17 protein-coding genes are annotated in these 17,400 nt (G+C 73.5%); 2 read left to right on the forward strand and 15 right to left on the reverse strand.

Annotated features, from left to right (window positions below; translation table 11 throughout):
* Window positions 1-116 precede the first annotated feature (116 nt).
* Window positions 117-740: a mycothiol-dependent nitroreductase Rv2466c family protein gene (locus ACSNN9_RS23115; protein ID WP_436675347.1), complete on the reverse strand. Its 624-nt coding sequence runs from the start codon at window positions 738-740 to the stop codon at window positions 117-119.
* A 212-nt stretch (window positions 741-952) separates the two neighbouring features.
* Between ACSNN9_RS23115 and pepN the strand changes: the two genes are divergently transcribed.
* The gene (pepN, locus tag ACSNN9_RS23120; protein WP_436675348.1) at window positions 953-3,502 is read left to right on the forward strand and encodes an aminopeptidase N; all 2,550 of its coding nucleotides are present in this window, start codon (window positions 953-955) and stop codon (window positions 3,500-3,502) included.
* An 85-nt stretch (window positions 3,503-3,587) separates the two neighbouring features.
* On the opposite strand, the gene ACSNN9_RS23125 is transcribed toward pepN, so the two are convergent.
* From ACSNN9_RS23125 to ACSNN9_RS23190, 14 genes are all read right to left on the reverse strand, one after another.
* Entirely contained in the window at window positions 3,588-3,995 is a 408-nt protein-coding gene (locus tag ACSNN9_RS23125) for a DUF5130 family protein (protein WP_436675349.1), read from the reverse strand.
* On the reverse strand, window positions 3,982-4,293 hold the full coding sequence (gene ctaJ, locus ACSNN9_RS23130; RefSeq protein ID WP_436675350.1) for an aa3-type cytochrome oxidase subunit CtaJ: 312 nt from the start codon (window positions 4,291-4,293) through the stop codon (window positions 3,982-3,984). The genes ACSNN9_RS23125 and ctaJ overlap by 14 nt, the downstream gene beginning before the upstream one ends.
* 49 nt (window positions 4,294-4,342) lie before the next feature.
* A complete protein-coding gene (locus ACSNN9_RS23135) occupies window positions 4,343-5,806 on the reverse strand; it encodes an amidase (RefSeq protein WP_436675351.1) in 1,464 nt (487 codons plus the stop codon).
* A 291-nt stretch (window positions 5,807-6,097) separates the two neighbouring features.
* Window positions 6,098-7,138 (reverse strand): amidohydrolase family protein, encoded by a 1,041-nt coding sequence (locus ACSNN9_RS23140; RefSeq protein WP_436675352.1) that lies wholly within the window; start codon window positions 7,136-7,138, stop codon window positions 6,098-6,100.
* Window positions 7,138-7,662 (reverse strand): 3-hydroxyanthranilate 3,4-dioxygenase, encoded by a 525-nt coding sequence (locus ACSNN9_RS23145; RefSeq protein WP_436675353.1) that lies wholly within the window; start codon window positions 7,660-7,662, stop codon window positions 7,138-7,140. Before ACSNN9_RS23145 ends, ACSNN9_RS23140 begins: the two co-directional genes overlap by 1 nt.
* Window positions 7,659-8,087, reverse strand: coding sequence for a RidA family protein (locus tag ACSNN9_RS23150; protein ID WP_357867217.1), 429 nt, complete (start codon window positions 8,085-8,087; stop codon window positions 7,659-7,661). Before ACSNN9_RS23150 ends, ACSNN9_RS23145 begins: the two co-directional genes overlap by 4 nt.
* Window positions 8,084-8,857, reverse strand: a complete 774-nt coding sequence (locus tag ACSNN9_RS23155; protein ID WP_436675354.1) for a 2-keto-4-pentenoate hydratase — start codon at window positions 8,855-8,857, stop codon at window positions 8,084-8,086. Before ACSNN9_RS23155 ends, ACSNN9_RS23150 begins: the two co-directional genes overlap by 4 nt.
* Entirely contained in the window at window positions 8,854-9,927 is a 1,074-nt protein-coding gene (gene dmpG, locus ACSNN9_RS23160; protein ID WP_436675355.1) for a 4-hydroxy-2-oxovalerate aldolase, read from the reverse strand. Before dmpG ends, ACSNN9_RS23155 begins: the two co-directional genes overlap by 4 nt.
* Window positions 9,924-10,865 carry an acetaldehyde dehydrogenase (acetylating) gene (locus ACSNN9_RS23165; protein WP_436675356.1) on the reverse strand — a complete coding sequence of 314 codons (942 nt, stop codon included), beginning with the start codon at window positions 10,863-10,865 and terminating at the stop codon, window positions 9,924-9,926. The genes dmpG and ACSNN9_RS23165 overlap by 4 nt, the downstream gene beginning before the upstream one ends.
* On the reverse strand, window positions 10,862-11,656 hold the full coding sequence (locus ACSNN9_RS23170) for a 2-keto-4-pentenoate hydratase (protein WP_436675357.1): 795 nt from the start codon (window positions 11,654-11,656) through the stop codon (window positions 10,862-10,864). Before ACSNN9_RS23170 ends, ACSNN9_RS23165 begins: the two co-directional genes overlap by 4 nt.
* Window positions 11,653-13,134 (reverse strand): 2-hydroxymuconic semialdehyde dehydrogenase, encoded by a 1,482-nt coding sequence (locus ACSNN9_RS23175; RefSeq protein WP_436675362.1) that lies wholly within the window; start codon window positions 13,132-13,134, stop codon window positions 11,653-11,655. Before ACSNN9_RS23175 ends, ACSNN9_RS23170 begins: the two co-directional genes overlap by 4 nt.
* Window positions 13,135-13,157: 23 nt before the next feature.
* Window positions 13,158-14,495, reverse strand: coding sequence for an FAD-dependent oxidoreductase (locus tag ACSNN9_RS23180; protein WP_436675358.1), 1,338 nt, complete (start codon window positions 14,493-14,495; stop codon window positions 13,158-13,160).
* Complete coding sequence (gene kynU, locus ACSNN9_RS23185; RefSeq protein WP_436675359.1) at window positions 14,492-15,802, reverse strand: kynureninase; 1,311 nt, start codon at window positions 15,800-15,802, stop codon at window positions 14,492-14,494. The genes ACSNN9_RS23180 and kynU overlap by 4 nt, the downstream gene beginning before the upstream one ends.
* Window positions 15,803-15,822: 20 nt before the next feature.
* Window positions 15,823-16,722: a tryptophan 2,3-dioxygenase gene (locus tag ACSNN9_RS23190; RefSeq protein WP_436675360.1), complete on the reverse strand. Its 900-nt coding sequence runs from the start codon at window positions 16,720-16,722 to the stop codon at window positions 15,823-15,825.
* Between the two features lie 181 nt (window positions 16,723-16,903).
* Here ACSNN9_RS23190 and ACSNN9_RS23195 point away from each other — a divergent pair.
* On the forward strand, window positions 16,904-17,400 hold a 497-nt coding region (locus tag ACSNN9_RS23195), incomplete at its 3' end, for an Lrp/AsnC family transcriptional regulator (protein ID WP_436675361.1).

Below are 17,400 nucleotides of genomic sequence, written 5' to 3' on the forward strand. Positions count from 1 at the left end.
GGGCCCCGCCTGCCCGCCCTTCCTCCGTCGATCGAGGGTTCGGGTCGGGAATCCGACGGAATCCCTCGATCGACCCGGGCGGAGCCCACCGGAGGGAGGGCGGGCCGGAGGGGAGGTCAGTCGAAGATGGGGCCGAGGTCGCGGGTGCGCTTGAGCTCGTAGAAGCCCGGGGTGCCGGCGACCAGCAGGACGCCGTCCCAGAGCCGGCCGGCGGCCTCGCCCTTCGGGGCCGGGGTGATCACCGGGCCGAAGAAGGCGACCGTGCCGCCGTCCGGGCCGGGCGCGTGGATCACCGGGGTGCCGACGTCGGTGCCGACCGGCCGCATGCCGGCCTCGTGGCTGGCCCGCAGCGCCTCGTCGTAGCCGGTGCCCTCGGCGGCGTCGGCCAGGGCCGGGTCGAGCCCGACGTCGGCCAGCGCGGCGGCGCAGAGCTCCCGCGTGATCTTCTCCTGCCCGAGGTGGATCCGGGTGCCGAGCGCGGTGTAGAGCTTCCGGACGGCGTCCTGGCCGTACCGCTGCTCCACGGCGATGCAGACGCGCACCGGGCCCCAGCCGTCCCGCATCAGCTCCTGGTACTCCTCGGGCAGCTCCCGGCCCTCGTTGAGCACCGACAGGCTCATCACGTGGAACCGGATGTCCACGTCCCGGACCTGCTCCACCTCCAGCAGCCAACGGGAGGTGATCCACGCCCACGGGCAGAGGGGGTCGAACCACATGTCTACGGCGGCACGCTCGCTCACGGCTGGTCCCTTCACGACGGGTGGCGCCGGCCTCCCGGCGCCTCCTGCGATCCTCACCCCCGCAGGTATCGACCGACAGCGGAATGAGAGCGTGACCTCGACCACCACAGGGTGTTCGTGCATGGAAGACTCGAATCCGGCCGTCACGAGCGGTCGATGACGGCGCCAACACGGCGTGCGGCGAAACGGGATGGAGACGAAAAGTGCCGGGAGTGCGCAACCTGACGCAGGCCGAGGCCACCGAGCGGGCCCGCCTGCTCGACGTGACCGGGTACGACATCAGTCTGGATCTCTCGTCCGCCGTACGGGCGGCCGAGGCTCGCACCTTCCGCTCGACGACCGAGGTCCGGTTCCGGTGCGCGCAGCCCGGCGCGAGCACCTTCATCGAGCTGGCCGCCGACTCCGTGCGGTCCGCCACGCTGAACGGCGCCCCGGTGGACCTGAGCGACTGGTCGGCCGAGAAGGGCCTGACCCTGTCGGGACTGGAGAGCGAGAACACGCTGGTCGTCGAGGCGGACTTCGCGTACTCGAACAGCGGGCAGGGCCTGCACCGCACCGTCGACCCGGTCGACGGCGAGACCTACCTCTACAGCCAGTTCGAGACGGCCGACGCCCAGCGTGCCTTCGCCTGCTTCGACCAGCCCGACCTGAAGAGCGTCTACACCTGGCACGCCACCGTCCCGGACCACTGGAAGGTGGTCTCGAACATGCCGGTGGAGCGGGAGGAGGCGGCGGGCGAGGGGCTGAAGACGGTCCACCTCGCCACCTCGGTGCGGATGAGCACCTACGTCACCGCCCTCTGCGCCGGGCCGTACCACGAGGTGCGCGACAGCCACGACGGCATCGACCTGGGCGTGTTCTGCCGGGCCTCGATGGCGCAGCACCTCGACTCGGACGACCTCTTCCTGGTCACCAAGCAGGGCTTCGACTTCTTCCACGAGCAGTTCGGCGTGCGCTACCCGCTGCCCAAGTACGACCAGCTCTGGGTGCCCGACTTCAACGCCGGCGCGATGGAGAACTTCGGCTGCGTCACGCACGCCGAGGGGCACTACCTCTTCCGCTCGCAGGTGACCGACTACGAGTACGAGCAGCGGGCGAACACGATCCTGCACGAGCTGGCGCACATGTGGTTCGGTGACCTGGTCACCATGCGCTGGTGGAACGACCTGTGGCTGAACGAGTCGTTCGCCGAGTGGGCCAGCCACTGGTGCAACACCCACGCCACCCGGTTCCGCGAGGCGTGGACGACGTTCCTGTCGATCCGGAAGAACTGGGGCTACCGGCAGGACCAGCTCTCCTCCACCCACCCGGTCTACTGCGAGATGCCGGACCTGGAGGCGGTCGAGGTCAACTTCGACGGCATCACCTACGCCAAGGGCGCGAGCGTGCTCAAGCAACTGGTCGCGTACGTCGGCGAGGAGCCGTTCCTGGCCGGCCTGCGGGCCTACTTCGCCAAGCACGCGTGGGGCAACGCCACCTTCGACGACCTGCTCTCCGAGCTGGAGACGGCCTCCGGCCGGGAGCTGCGCAAGTTCGCCGCCCAGTGGCTGGAGACGGCGCAGGTCAACACCCTGCGACCGGAGCTGACGATCGGCGCGGACGGCACCTACGAGCAGGTGGTGGTGCTCCAGGAGGCGCCCGCCGGGCACCCGACGCTGCGTACCCACCGGATCGGGGTGGGTCTCTACGACCTGACCGACGGCCGGCTGGTCCGCCGCGAGCGCCACGAGGTCGACGTCACCGGCGAGCGCACCGAGCTGCCCGTGCTGCGCGGCCTGCCCGCCGCCGACGTGCTGCTGCTCAACGACGAGGACCTCACCTACACCAAGCTGCGTCTCGACGAGCGGTCGATGGCCACCGTGGTGCAGCACATCGCCGGCTTCGATTCGTCGCTGGCCCGCGCGCTGTGCTGGACCGCCGCCTGGGACATGACCCGCGACGCCGAGCTGGCCGCCCGCGACTACGTGGCGCTGGTGCTGGCGGGGCTGCCCGCCGAGACCGACATCAACCTGGTCAACGCCGCCCTGCGGCAGGCCAAGTCGGCGCTCAACTTCTACGTCGACCCGGCCTGGGCGCCGACCGGCTGGGCGGAGCTGGCCCGCACGTCGCGGACGGCGCTGGCGGCGGCGGAACGCGGCAGCGGCTTCCAGCTGACCTGGGCCCGCGCGTACGCCTCGGCGGCCCGCTCGGCCGAGGACCTGGCCATCCTGCGCGGCTGGCTGGCCGGCGCCGACGTCCCGGCCGGCCTGGCCATCGACACCGAGCTGCGCTGGGCCGTGCTGGGCGCGCTGGTCGCCAACGGCGCGGCCGGCACCGCCGAGATCGAGGCGGAACTGGCCGGGGACCGCACGGCCAGCGGCGAGCGGGAGGCCGCGTACGCGCACGCGCTGGTGCCGACGGCGGAGAACAAGGCCGCCGTCTGGGCCGAGCTGACCGGCCCGGACGCACTGCCGAACTGGCGCAACCGGGCGCTGTTGCAGGGCTTCACCCACCCGGCGCAGATCGAGCTGGTCGCGCCCTACCGGGAGAAGTACTTCGCCGCGGTGGACCAGGTCTGGGGCAGCCGGGACAGCGAGCCGGCGCAGGAGTTCACGCAGCTGGCGTACCCGGCGTACCTGGTGGACGACGAGACCGTGGCGGCCACCGACGCGTGGCTGGCCGGCGACGGCCACCCGGCGTCGCTGCGCCGGCTGGTGGCCGAGGGCCGCGACGGCGTCGTCCGCGCCCTGCGGGCCCGCGAGCGGGACGTCCGCAGCGCCTGACGTACGCGGCACACGACGAAGCCCGGTCCGCGTGGCGGACCGGGCTTCGTCGTGCGGCGCGAGGCGCGAGGCGCGCCGGGGTCGCTCAGCCCTTGCCGGCGTGGCTGGCGAGCTGGTCGAGGCCGTTGATGATGCCGCCGGCCAGGTCGCCCCCGCCGAACGCCGCCACCATGGAGAGCGCGGCGAGCCGGGCGTAGGTGTCGGGGATCCGCTTGCGGGCGTGCCGACCGGTGACGATCTCCAGCTGCCGCTGGTTGGGCGACACCGCGATCAGGACCGACCGGTCGGGCTCGGCGAGCTGGCGGTGCAGCCGCTCGGCGTGCTCCCGGATCGGCTCGTCGAGACCGCCGACGAAGACCGAGAAGACCAGGCCGGTGCCCTGGTCGGCCAGGCGCAGGGCCTCGTCGATGCGCAGCAGCTGGCGGGTCGAGAACGGCCCGTCCAGCACCTCGGGCGGGGTTGGTGTCCCGGCCTGCTTCTCACCAACGGTCACTTGCGCCTCCGGTTCCACCGGCCGGCGGCTCGACGCCGGCCCGCTCGAGCTTGTGGCTGGTCAGCGCCGGCGCCTGGGCGCCCGCTGCCAGGGCGGTGCCGGCCGAGTCGGCCAGCTGCTCCGGCCGACCCAGGAACCAGACCGGAGTGAAGTCGAAGGGCCGGCCCGGTCGGTAGCGCTTGGCGCCGCCACCGCCGCCACCACGGCTACCGGCGTACGCCAGACCGGCGATCACCAGCACCGCGGCCGCCGGGATGCCGACGAAGACCAGCAACGTCTCGGTTACAGACAATCCCAACGCCCCCAGGCGGAAGAAGAGACCTCAAGGATCCGGGTCGGGTGGACGATCATGGCGCCGACCGCCCGACACCGCTGCCATTCACGTTAGCGGAGCCCACGGCCCGCCAGATTGCGGGGTGGCGATCCCACCCGCCACTGGAGTGCTCCAGCTGCGCAGCCGTGGCGATCAACCTCGCGTCGTCGCCGTACCGACCGGTCAGCAGGACCCCCACGGGCAGCCCCTCGGCGGTGACGCCCACCGGCAGCGACACGGACGGATCGCCCGTGACGTTGAAGACGGCGCAGTACGGCGAGAACCGGCGTTGCCGGTCGAAGTCCTCGGCCGGGTCGCCGCCCTCGGTGAACCAGCCCACCGGCGCCTGCGGCGCGGCGAGGGTGGGGCAGAGCAGCAGGTCGCAGCCGGCGGTGCGGCGGACGCCGAGGCGCACCTGCGCCTGGAGCTCGCCGAGCGTGGCGCTGAGGGTGCCGGCGGAGATCTCCGCTCCCCGGGCCCGCAGGTGTCGGGTCAGCGGCAGCAGCGCGCTCTCCCGCCCGGTTGGCACGGGCGCGAGCGCCAGCACGTACCAGACGATCTCGAACAGCGGCCACACGGCGGGCCCGAGGGGCGCGGGCACGTCGACCACCTCGTGGCCGGCGGCGGTGAGCAGCGCCGCCGCCCGGTCCACGGCGGCGAGGCAGTCGGGGTGGACCGGCTCGTCGGCGAGCATCGGCGCGGTGAACCGCCCGACCCGCAGCCGCCCCGGGTCGGCCGCCCGGGCCGCGCCGAGCCAGCCGCCTGCGGGCGCGGCGGGCGCCAGGTAGGGCTCGCCGGGCACCGGCCGGGCCAGCACGTCGAGCAGCGCCGCCACGTCGGCGACCGTGCGCCCGACCGGCCCGTTGGTCGGCAGGCCGTAGGCGCCGGAGCCGACCGGCCCGCCGGAGACCAGGCCCCGGCTGGGCTTGTAGCCGACCAGGCCGCACAGCGACGCGGGGATGCGCAGCGAGCCGCCGCCGTCGGAGCCCTGGGCGAGGGGCACCAGCCCGGCCGCGACGGCCGCCGCCGCCCCTCCGCTGGAACCACCGGCGGTGTACGCCAGGTCCCACGGGTTGCGGGCCGGCGGCGCGACCAGCCCCTCCGAGTAGAGCGAACAGCCCAGCTCGGAGGTGGTGGTCTTGCCCAGGCTCACCAGCCCGGCCTCGGCCATGAACCGGACCACGTCGGCGTCCACGGGCGGCACGAAGTCGGCGAACGCCGCCGAGCCGAAGGTGGTGCGTACCCCGGCGGTGAGGGTGAGGTCCTTGATCGCGGTCGGCACGCCGTGCAACGGGCCGCGCTCGCCGGCGGGGACGGCGTCGGCGGCGCGGGCCGCCGCGCGGGCCCGTTCGGGGGTGACCGTGACGAACGCGCCGACGGTGTCGCCGAGCGCGTCGACGCGGGTCAGGTGGTGCTCGACCAGCTCGACGCTGGACAGCTCGCCGGCGGCGATCGCGGCGGCCTGCTCGAGCGCGGTCAGGTCGTGCGGCTCGGCCATCCCCTCATCCTGCCCGCCCGTCCCCCGCCGTGCCGCACGACACGACCGGCCGGCGCTGCGACGAGCGCCATATCCCCCTGACATGACCACATCGGGATGACCGCCCACCGGCTCCGGCACCGAGGATGGACCCGATCAACGGTGATCACCGCACATCGGTGGCTCGGCGATCGAGGAGCACCGGGACACCTGCCCACGCTCCTGGATCCCACGCTCCGGAGCCGTCGCGCGCACTGGGGGCCGCGACGGCTCCGGATTCCACCCCCGCCGGGCGGCGGCGTCGCCGCGCCGCTAGGTGCGGGTGCCGAGGAACCGCAGCGCGTTGCCGCCGAGCAGCATGCCGCGCTGTTCCCCGGTGAGGAAGTCCGCCTCGCGCACCACCCGGCCGACCGGCCGTTCCCCCAACGGGTACGGGTAGTCGCTGCCGACGAGCACCCGCTCGACGCCCATCGTGTCGACCAGCAGCCGCAGCGCGGGCGCGGAGAAGACCACCGAGTCGACGCGGAACCGGTCGACGTACGAGCTGGGCGGGGCGGTGGAGGCGCCGCGTACCAGGTCGCCCCGGCGGTGCCAGGCGTTGTCGGCGCGGCCCAGCCAGAACGGGAAGCTGCCGCCGCCGTGCGCGAAGCAGATCCGCAGCGTGTCGGGCACCCGGTCGAAGACGCCGCCGAGGATCAGCGCCAGCACCGACAGGTGCGTCTCGGCGGGCATCCCGGCGAGCCAGCGGGCCATCCACCGGTCCAGCCGGGGGCCGCCCGGCATGTCCCACGGATGCACGAAGACCGGCGCCCCCACCTCGGCGCAGTGCGTCAGGAACTCCACGATCCCGGCGTCGTCCAGGTCGCGGTCGCCGACGTGGTTGCCGATCTCCACCCCGGCGTGCCCGGCCGCGAGGCAGCGGTCCAGCTCGGCGCAGGCCGCCTCCGGGTCCTGCAACGGCACCTGGCAGAACGGCACCAGCCGGCCACCACCGGCGGCGGTGACCTCCAGGGTGAGGTCGTTGAAGATCCGGGCCACCTTCACCGCCTGGTCGGCGGGCCGGTCGTAGCTGAAGAAGACCGGGGTGGGCGAGACGACTTGCACGTCCACGCCGTCGGCGTCCATGTCGCCGAGCCGGGTGGGCGCGTCCCAGCACTCCGCCCCGACCGGACGGAACTCCGTCTCCCCCACCATGATCATGGCCGCCCGCTCGGAGTCGACCCGCAGCCAGGGCCAGCCGGACCCGCCGCACGCCGCGCCGAGGTCCGGCCACCCCTTCGGTACGACGTGCGTGTGCACGTCGACCACCGGCAGCCGCGCCTGCCCCGACAGGCCCGGGGCGGGACCGCGCATCAGCCCTTGCCCGGGTGCAGCGCGCCGCAGTTCGCGCAGGTGCGCGCGGCCTCGTCGGCGTAGAACGCCTGGAACACCGGGGGCAGGTCGGCGGCGATGTCCCGGACCTGCAACTCCACCTCGTGCACCTTGTGCCCGCACTCGGCGCAGTACCACTGGAACTTCTCCAGCGTGCCCTCCTCGCGGACCCGCTCCACGACCACGCCGATCGAGCCGGCCTCGGGCCGCTGCGGCGAGTGCGGGGTGTTGCGCGGCAGCATCCACATCTGTCCCTCGCGCACGTGCACCGTACGCGGCCCCTCCGGGGTCATCAGGTTGACGTGCATGTTGCCCTTGACCTGGTAGAAGAACTCCTCGTACGGGTCGACGTGGAAGTCGGTGCGCTGGTTGGGCCCGCCCACCACCATGACGATGAAGTCGTCGGAGCCCGGGAACATCTCCTTGTTGCCGACCGGCGGCTTGAGCAGATGCTGGTTCTCCGCGATCCAACCGGGGAAGCTGAACGGCTCCGCGATCTCACTCACGACTGACCTCCTGACGGAAGAAGGGCCACGGCCTGGATCTCGACGAGCAGGTGCGGGTGCGGCAGCTGGTGCACCGCCACCGTCGTGCGGGTCGGGCCGGTGGCGTCGAAGAACTCGGCCCAAACCTCGTTGTAGCCACCGAAGTCGTTCATGTTGACCAGGTAGCTGGTGACCTGCACGAGGTCGCAGAGGTCGGCGCCGACCGAACGCAGCAGGTCACGGACGTTCTCGATCACCGCCCGGGTCTGCGCCCGGATGTCGAGGTTCGTCGTGCCGAACTCGTCCACCTCGACGCCGGCGAAGGTGTTGTCCGGCCGCCGCGACGACGTACCGGAGACGAAGACGAAGCCGCCGGCGACCTTGACGTGCGGGAAGGCGCCCCGGGGTACGGCCTTGCCCGCGACGACGCGCGCCTGCCCGCTCATGCCGACGCCCGCAGCGAGGCCGTGCCGAGCTTCTCGACCACGGCGCGGACGTGGGCACCGGCGCGCAGCGGGACTGCGGCGGTGGCCGCGCCGGCCAGGAACACCCAGCCCTCGCGCAGCCGCACCCCGTGCCGGCCGGCCAGCCGGATGCCCTCGTCGAGGGCCCGTCGGGGATCGCCGAGGATGGCGGCGGTCGAGCCGACCTGCGCCACCCGTCCGTCGACCTCCAGCAGCACGCCCAGGTTCTCCAGCCCGTCGGGCACCGGGCTCCACGGCCCGACGACGAACGCGGCGGCGGAGGTGTTGTCGGCGATGACGTCCGGCAGGGAGAAGGTGAAGTTCGCGTACCGGGAGTCGATCAGCTCGATGGCCGGGGCGACCGCGCGGACCGCGTCGGTGAAGTCGCCGACCGGCTCCCCCGGCTCGGGCAGCCGGTCCAGCAGGAACGCCACCTCCGGCTCGACCCGGGGGTGGATGAAGGCGGCCGGGTCGACACTGCCGCCGTCGGGCACCCGCATGGTGTCGGTGAGCCGGCCCCAGATCACCTCGTCCACGCCGACCTGCGCCATCTTGGCCTTGCTGGTCAGGCCCATCTTCAGCCCGACGAGGCGCTCGCCGCGCTCCAGCCGGCGCTGCACCAGCGCGGTCTGCACCGCGTACGCGGCGTCGACGTCGAGACCGGTCTCGGCGGCCAGTTGCCCGATCGCGGTGGCGGTGTCCGCCGCCACGCCCAGCCGCTCGGCGATGCCCGCGGTGTCCGGCCCGATCATGCTCTGCCACCCTTCTGCTGGTCGCCGGCGAGGTCCAGCGCCACGTCCACGATCATGTCCTCCTGGCCGCCGACCATCCTGCGGCGGCCCAGCTCGACCAGGATCGAGCGGACGTCCACGCCGTAGCGGTCGGAGGCCCGCTCGGCGTGCCGCAGGAAGCTCGAGTAGACCCCCGCGTAGCCCAGCGAGAGCGTCTCCCGGTCGACCTGGACCGGCCGGTCCTGCAACGGCCGGACGATGTCGTCGGCGGCGTCCATCAGCGCGAAGACGTCGCAGCCGTGCTGCCAGCCGTGCAGCTCGGCGACCGCGACGAAGACCTCCAGCGGGGCGTTGCCGGCGCCGGCGCCCTGCCCGGCCAGCGAGGCGTCCACCCGCACCGTCCGGCCGTGGGCCGCCGACGGGCCGGCCGCGGCGTCGCCGAGGATCCGCCCGTGCTCGACCGCGACCACGCTGTTGGCCACCCCGAGGGAGAGGTTGTGGTGCGCGTGGATGCCGATCTGCGTGGTCGGCTCCAACACCTGCCGGTACGCGTCTACCCGCGCCGCCACGTCCGACATCAGCAGCCGGCCGCCGGAGTCGGTGACGTAGACGCAGTGCGCGCCGTACGACTCCATCAGCTTGGCCTGGGCGGCGAGCCCGGCCGGGTCGTTCATGTGCGACATCATCAGGAAGCCGGAGACGTCCATGCCGTTCTCCCGCGCCCACGAGATGTGCTGGGCCGAGATGTCGGCCTCGGTGCAGTGGGTGGCGATCCGCACACTGGTCACGCCGAGGGCCTTCGCCGCCTTCAGGTCGGCGATGGTGCCGATCCCCGGCAGCAGCAGCGTGGTCAGCTTCGCGGTCGTCATCACCTCGGCCGCCGCCGCGATCCACTCCGCGTCGCTGGCCGCGCCGTGGCCGTAGTTGACGCTGGAACCCGCCAGCCCGTCGCCGTGCGCCACCTCGATCGCCGCCACCCCCGCCGCGTCCAACGCGGCGGCGATGGTGCGCACCTGCTCGACGGTGTAGCGGTGGGCGACCGCGTGCATGCCGTCGCGCAACGTCACGTCCTGGATGTACAGGTCGGTCATGACAGCACCTCCGAGGCGGCCTCGGGGCGCAGCGCGACCAGCCGCTCCGCGGTGCGCAGCGCGGCCGAGGTCATGATGTCCAGGTTCCCGGCGTACGCCGGCAGGTAGTGCCCGGCGCCGGAGACCTCCAGGAACACCGAGACCTGCAACCCGGTCAGGTGCCGGCCCAGCGCCGGCACGTACGTGTCGACCCGGTCGAACTGCACGTCCTGCTTGAGCCGGTAGCCGGGGACGTACTCCCGCACCGACGCCACCATCCGCGCCACCGACGCCGCGATCGCGGCCCGGTCGGCGTCGGCGTCCGGGCAGAGGCAGTAGACGGTGTCGCGCATCAGCAGCGGCGGGTCCGCCGGGTTGAGCACGATGATCGCCTTGCCCCGGTCGGCGCCGCCGACCACCTCGATCGCGCGCGCGGTGGTCTCGGTGAACTCGTCGATGTTGGCCCGGGTGCCCGGCCCCGCCGACCTCGAGGCGATCGAGGCGACGATCTCCCCGTACGCCACCGGCGTGACCCGGCCGACGGCGGCCACGATCGGCACCGTCGCCTGTCCACCGCAGGTCACCATGTTGACGTTGCGCTCGCCCAGGTGCTCGTCCAGGTTCACCGGCGGCACCACGTACGGGCCGATGGCCGCCGGGGTCAGGTCGACCACCGTGCGACCGTGCGCGGCCAGCACCGCGTCGTTGTGCCGGTGCGCGCCCGCCGACGTGGCGTCGAACACCAGCTCGACGCCGGCGAACTCCGGCATCGCCACCAGGCCGTCCACGCCACCGGCGGTGGTCGCCACGCCAAGCCGCCGGGCCCGCGCCAGGCCGTCGGACTCCGGGTCGATGCCGGCCATCGCCACCATCCGCAGCGACTCCGAGAGCCGGAGCACCTTGATCATCAGATCGGTGCCGATGTTGCCCGACCCGATCACCGCCACGCCGGTGGTCACGACGCCTCCCCGGAGAAGCAGGTGCGCACCGAGCCCAGACCGGAGATCCGCGCCTCGTACGCCGCGCCCGGCGTCACCGGCACCATCGGGCCGAGCGCCCCGGAGAGCACCACGTCGCCCGCGCGCAACGGATCGCCCGAGCGGGCCATCGTCTGCGCCAACCACTGCACCGCGTGCAGCGGATTGCCGAGGCACGCCGCGCCGGCCCCGACCGAGACCGGCTCACCGGCCTGCTCCAGCACCATCCCGCACAGCCGCAGGTCCACGTCCGCGAGCCGACGCGGCGCGGTGCCGAGCACGAAGAGGCCGCTGGAGGCGTTGTCCGCGACGGTGTCCACGATCGAGATGTCCCACCCCGCGACCCGCGAGTCGACGATCTCGATCGCCGGCAGCACGTGGTCGACCGCCCGGATCGCGTCCGCGGTGGTGATCCGCTCGTCGGGCAGGTCGGCGCCCAGCACGAAGGCGACCTCCGCCTCCACCCGGGGCTGGAGCAGCCGGTCCATCGCGACCTCGGCCCCGTCGGGCACCGCCATGGCGTCCAGCAGCACCCCGAAGTCCGGCTGGAAGACGCCGAAGCTCTCCTGCACCGCTCGGGAGGTCAGCCCGATCTTCGCGCCCACCCGCCGGTGGCCCCGCTGCGACCACTGGCGCACCTGGAGCTGCTGGACGACGTACGCCGACGTGACGTCCCCCTCGGGCAGCAGCCGCCCGCGCAGCGGCGGGCAGGGCCTGCCGTTCTCCCGCGCGGCGACCAGTTCCCGGGCCGCCGCCTCGTAGTCAACACTCATGTCAGGTCCACGCAGACGTTGGTGAGTTCGGAGTAGAAGTCGAGTGAGTGCACGCCGCCCTCGCGCCCGATGCCGGACGCCTTCATCCCGCCGAACGGGGTGCGCAGGTCGCGCAGGAACCAGGTGTTCACCCAGACGATGCCGGCGTCGAGGCGGGCGCCGGCCCGGTGGGCCCGGCCGACGTCGCGGGTCCAGACCGTCGCCGCCAGGCCGTACTGGGTGCCGTTGGCCAGCGCGTACGCCTCGTCCTCGTCGTCGAACGGGGCGACGTGCACCACCGGGCCGAAGATCTCCTCGGTGTTGGTGCGGGCCTGCGGGCCCAGCCCGGTCAGCACCGTCGGCAGCACGTACGCGCCGCCGTCGCGGGCGTCGCCGAAGCGCGGCGCGCCGCCCCCGGTGAGCACCTCCGCGCCCTCGGTGCGGGCCAGTTCGTAGTGACCGAGCACCTTGTCGCGGTGCTGGTGCGAGATCAGCGGCATGTTCACCGTGGCCTCGTCGGCGGGCCACCCGTACGGCAGCGCGGCGGCCCGCTCGGCGAGCCGGGCGGTGAACTCCTCGAACACCGGCCGCTGCACGTAGATCCGCTCGGTGCAGAGGCAGACCTGGCCTCCGTTGGTGAAGCTGGAGCGCACCGACCCCGCCACCGCCGCGTCGAGGTCGGCGTCGGCGAAGACCAGCCCGGCGTTCTTGCCGCCCAGCTCGAAGGAGACGGCCTTCACCCCCTCGGCGGCGGCCCGCATGATGGTGCCCCCGGTGGCCGACTCGCCGGTGAAGGTGATCGCGTCCACCCCCGGGTGCCGGGTGAGGAACTCCCCCGCCGAGTCCGGGCCGAAGCCGTGCACCAGGTTGAACACCCCGGCGGGCACGCCGGCGGCCGCCATCACCTCGGCGAGCAGCGTCGCCGAAGCGGGCGTCTCCTCGCTGGGCTTCACGACCACGGCGTTGCCGCAGGCCAGCGCGGGGGCGACCTTCCAGGTGAGCAGCAGCAGCGGCAGGTTCCACGGCACGATCACCGCGACCACGCCGACCGGCTTGCGGACCGCGTAGTTCAGCGCCCGGCCGCCGGTCGGGGTGACCGTGGTGAAGGACTCCGTCGGCGCGGTCGCCACGATCTCCGCGAAGGCGCGGAAGTTCGCCGCGCCACGCGGGATGTCCAACGTCCGCGCCTGCGAGATCGACTTGCCGGTGTCGGCGACCTCGGCGGTGACCAGGTCGTCGAAGCGGCGCTCCAGCTCGTCGGCGACCCGGCGCAGCACCTCGGCGCGCTCCCGCTCCCCCATCCGGCCCCACGGCCCGCGCAGCGCCGCCCGCGCGGCGGCGACGGCGTCGTCCACGCACGCCCGGTCGGCCTCGGCCACCTCGAAGACCGGCTCGCCGGTCACCGGGCTGCGCTTGGTGAACCGCCGCCCGGCCTCGACGAACTCGCCGCCGACGAAGTTGCGCAGCAGGCCCGGGCCGTCGGGCGCCCGCCCCGCCATCAGCCGGGGATCCCAGGTCACGGTCATCGACGCCTCCCTCGGTTGATCGTGAGGCCGACCGCGCCGGCCAGCACCGCCGCCACCCCGGCGGCCACCGCCCCGAGCACCCGGTGCTGCCGGCGGACCCGGCGACGCACCTGGGCGTACGGGGTGGTCGAGAAGGACACCAGCTCGTAGCGGGAAACGTACCGGCCCGGCAGCATCCGCTCCAGCGCGTGCTCGACCTTGCGGCCGGCCTGGAACAGCGGCGAGGCGACCTTGTCCCGCATCTCCACGAAGTTCGCCAGCGCCATCTGCGCGATCGCCTCGGCGTTCTCCTGCCGCCGCTGCTGGAACAGCGGCAGCGCCTCCGACCAGTCGTCGGCGCGCTCGTCCAGGCAGCGGTCCAGCTCGACCACGTCCTCGAAGGCGCAGTTCGCGCCCTGGCCGTAGAAGGGGACGATGGCGTGCGCCGCGTCGCCGAGCAGGCCGACCCTCCCGTACGCCTGCCACGGGGTGCAGCGGACGGTGCCGAGCACGCCGACCGGGTTGTGCTGGTAGTCGTCGACGAGGCCCGGGGCGAGCGGCGGCAGGTCCGGGTAGTGCTCGGCGAAGTGCCGCTCGATGGCCGCCGGGCTGCCCAGCGAGGCGAAGCTGGCGGTGCCGTGGGTGGGCCAGAAGAGGGTGCAGGTGAACGAGCGGTCCGGGTTCGGCAGCGCGATCATCATCGAGGTGCCGCGCGGCCAGATGTGCAGCGCCTCCGGGTCGAGGGCGAAGTCCCCGCCCAGTGGCGGGATCGTCAGCTCCTTGTAGCCGTAGTCGAGGAAGTCCACGCTCTCGGTCAGCAGCCCGTACGCCAGCAGCTGCCCGCGTACCGCCGAGCCCGCGCCGTCGGCGCCGAGGACGACCGACGCGGTGGCCGCGACCGTGCCCCGCGGGGTCTCGAAGGTCATCCCGCCGTCGATCGGGTCGAGCCCGACGAGCCGGTGGTCGAAGGCGACCCGCACCCCGGGCAGGGCGGTGGCCGCGTCCAGCAGGGCGTTGTTCAGCGCGCCCCGGCTGATCGAGTTGATCGCCCGGTCGCCGGAGGCGCTGTACGACTGGAACTGCGCCTCGCCGTCCACGGGGTGGATCATCCGGCCGCGCATCGGCAGCCCGTCGGCCAGCACCTGCTCGTCCAGGCCGATCCGGCGCAGCGCGTCCAGGCCGCGCTCGGAGAGCGCCAGGTTGATGGAGCGTCCCCGCTCCACCGTGCCGGTACGCGGGTCGGGCCGGCGCTCGTAGAGCGCCACCGGGTAGCCGCGCCGGGCCAGGAAGCAGGCCAGCAGACAGCCGGCCAGGCCCGCGCCGACCACCGCGATCTCGTTGCGTTCCTCCGTCATGAGCCCGCCTCCGCAACGGTCGCGGCCAGCGCCTCGGCGACCCGCCAGCAGTCGTGGAACGTGGAATAGAGCGGCACCGGGGCGAACCGGATGACGTCCGGTTCCCGGGCGTCGGCGATCACGCCGTGCTCGTGGCGCAGCCGCTTGGCCAGCCCGGCCGCGCTGCCCGCGCCGATGCGCACCGAGAGCTGGCAGCCCCGCCGCTCCGGCTCCCGCGGGGTGACCACGGTCAGCGGACGGTTCGCGGTCACCTCGTCGAGCAGCCCCGCCAGGTAGCCGGTGAGCCGGACGCTGCGCTCGCGCAGCGCGGGCATCCCCACGGCGTCGAAGAGCTCCAGCGAGGTCCGCACCGGGCCCATCGCGAAGATCGGCGGGTTGGAGATCTGCCACGCCTCCACGGTGGCCGGCGGCCGGGAGACCGGAGTCATCTCGAACCGGGTGGCCGCCTCGGTGCTCCACCAGCCCTCGAAGCGGGGCAGGTCCGGGTCGCCGAGGTGCCGCTCGTGCACGAAGACCCCGGCCAGCGCGCCGGGGCCGGAGTTCAGGTACTTGTAGGAGCACCAGGCGGCGAAGTCGACGTCCCACTCGTGCAGGGCGAGCGGGACGTTGCCGGCGGCGTGCGCCAGGTCCCAGCCGACCACGGCCCCCGCCGCGCGGCCGGCGGCGGTGATCGTCGGGATGTCCATCAGCTCGCCGGTGAGGTAGTTGACCCCGCCGAGCAGCACCAGCGCCACCGTGTCGCCCTCGGCGGCCAGGTAGGCGGTCACGTCCTCGGTGCGCAGGGTGTCCTCGCCGGCGCGCGGCCGCAGCCGGACGACGGTGGTGTCCGGGTCGAGGCCGTGGAAGCGGGCCTGGCTGCGCACGGCGTAGCTGTCCGAGGGGAAGGCGCTGTCCTCGATGACGATCCTGGTCCGCGCCCCCGCCGGCCGGTAGAAGCTGACCATCAGCAGGTGCAGGTTGACCGTCAGGGAGTTCATCACCACGACCTCCGCCGGGGTGGCGCCGACCAGTCGCGCGGCCGGCGCCGTCAGCAGCTCGTGGTACGGCAGCCAGGGGCGCTCGGCCTCCAGGTGGCCCTCGACGCCCAACCGGCGCCACGCGTCCAGGTCGGCGACGAGTTCGTCGCGGGTGGCCCGCGGTTGCAGACCCAGGGAGTTGCCGGCCAGGTACGCCGCGTCGCGGAAGCGCCCGCCGTCGGCCGGCGGCACGTGGAACAGGTGGCGGTGCCCGGGGTGGGCGGCGTCGAGGCGGCGCGCCTCGGCCTCGCCACCGGCGAGGCCGCACGACTCAGGTGCTCCGGTGTTCATGGGGTGTTCTCGCTCTCGGGTCACATCGCTGTCCGGGCCGACCACAGCTCGGGGAAGACCACCCGGGCCATGCTGCGCTGCAACCACGCGAGCCCGGCGGAGCCGCCGCTGCCGACCTTGGCGCCCATTGTCCGCTGCACCGCCTTGACGTGGTGCTGCCGCCAGTCGCCGAACTGCTCGGCCACCTCGGTCAGCGCCTCGCCCAGCAACCGCAGGTGGTTCTCCGGCCCCGGCTCGGCGTAGATCCGCACCCAGGCCGCCTCCACGGCGGCGTGCGGCTGGTGCTCGGCGGCGAACTCCCGGTCGAGCAGATCGGCCGGCAGGTCGTGGCCGTGCCGGGCCAGCAGGGCGAGCACGTCGTCCCAGAGGCTCGGCGCCGCCAGGGTGGCACGCAGGTCGGCGTACACGTCGGTCTGCCGCCGGAACGGCCGGATCAGCGTCTCGTCGCGGAGGCCGAGCAGGAACTCCAGGTGGCGGTACATCGCCGACTGGAAGCCGGAGCCCTCGCCCAGCAGGTTGCGGAACCGGTTGAAGTCGGCCGGGCTCATCCAGCGCAGCCCCTTCCAGGCCGCGTTCAGCCCCTCCAGGTGCAGCGCGGCGCGGCGCAGCGGGGCCAGCGCGTCCCACACCCGGTCGGCGCGCAGCAGCCGCTGCGTCTCGCGCAGCTCGTGGCAGGTCAGCCCGAAGTACAGCTCCATGATCTGGCTGACCATCAGGAAGGACATCTCACCGGGGTCGTCGCTCAGCGGCTGCTGTAGCCGGTGCAGCGTGCTGGCCTGCACGTACGCGTCGTACGGCACCCGCTCGGCGAACTCCAGCGTCGGTTCGCCGCCGTTGCGGGCGGCGCGGGCCGCGCGCTGCCGCGGGGTCGCCGGGCGCACCGCCGCCTTGGCGGGTACGCGCACGTCCGTCTGCTCCACCGGTGGCCTCCCTCTGCTCTTCGTCACCCGGGACGGCCGACGGTCGGCCGTTTTCGGGATGCCGACATGATCTCTCGGCGGAACCCCCGGATGGAATGCCGGATCAACGGCGCTCACCCCGTCTGACCTGCGACGCAGAAGGCATGAGTGGGATTCGGCTTCGAGAAAGTAAGGTCGCCTCATGGACGACATGGACTGGGCGCTGCTGCGGGAACTGCAGGCCGACGCGCGTCTCTCCTTCAGCGAGCTCTCCCGGCGGGTGCACCTGTCGCCACCGGCCGTGGCCGAGCGGGTACGCCGGCTGGAGGAGTCCGGGGTCATCACCGGCTACCACGCCCACGTCGGCCTGACCCGGGCCGGGCGCACCGTGGTCGCGCTGATCCGGATGTCCTGTTACGGGGCGCGGTGCATCCTGCACGACCCGGACGTGGCGGGTTGGCCCGAGATCCTGGAGATCCACCGCATCACCGGCGACGCGTGCAGCATGCTCAAGGTGGCCGCCGGGTCGATCGGGGACTTCGAGGCGGTGATCGACCGGCTCGCCCCGTACGGGCAGCCGTCCAGCACGATGGTGCTCTCCACCCCACTCGAGTGGCAGCCCGTCACCCCGCTGCCCCCCGCCGACCGGCCCCGCTGGCCGGGGGGCAAACCCGGGGGCGGTCAGCGGGAAAGCAGGCC

This window comes from Micromonospora sp. URMC 107 (assembly GCF_051386315.1).
GTDB lineage: Bacteria > Actinomycetota > Actinomycetes > Mycobacteriales > Micromonosporaceae > Micromonospora.

Excerpts from the sequence above, each read along its gene's own strand:
- ACSNN9_RS23140 (WP_436675352.1), bottom strand. The coding sequence starts at position 7,138 with ATGCGCGGTCCCGCCCCGGGCCTGTCGGGGCAGGCGCGGCTGCCGGTG.
- ACSNN9_RS23170 (WP_436675357.1), bottom strand. The coding sequence starts at position 11,656 with ATGAGTGTTGACTACGAGGCGGCGGCCCGGGAACTGGTCGCCGCGCGG.
- ACSNN9_RS23150 (WP_357867217.1), bottom strand. The coding sequence starts at position 8,087 with ATGAGCGGGCAGGCGCGCGTCGTCGCGGGCAAGGCCGTACCCCGGGGC.
- ACSNN9_RS23135 (WP_436675351.1), bottom strand. The coding sequence starts at position 5,806 with ATGGCCGAGCCGCACGACCTGACCGCGCTCGAGCAGGCCGCCGCGATC.
- ACSNN9_RS23180 (WP_436675358.1), bottom strand. The coding sequence starts at position 14,495 with ATGACGGAGGAACGCAACGAGATCGCGGTGGTCGGCGCGGGCCTGGCC.
- dmpG (WP_436675355.1), bottom strand. The coding sequence starts at position 9,927 with ATGACCGACCTGTACATCCAGGACGTGACGTTGCGCGACGGCATGCAC.
- ACSNN9_RS23155 (WP_436675354.1), bottom strand. The coding sequence starts at position 8,857 with ATGATCGGGCCGGACACCGCGGGCATCGCCGAGCGGCTGGGCGTGGCG.
- ACSNN9_RS23175 (WP_436675362.1), bottom strand. The coding sequence starts at position 13,134 with ATGGCGGGGCGGGCGCCCGACGGCCCGGGCCTGCTGCGCAACTTCGTC.
- kynU (WP_436675359.1), bottom strand. The coding sequence starts at position 15,802 with ATGAACACCGGAGCACCTGAGTCGTGCGGCCTCGCCGGTGGCGAGGCC.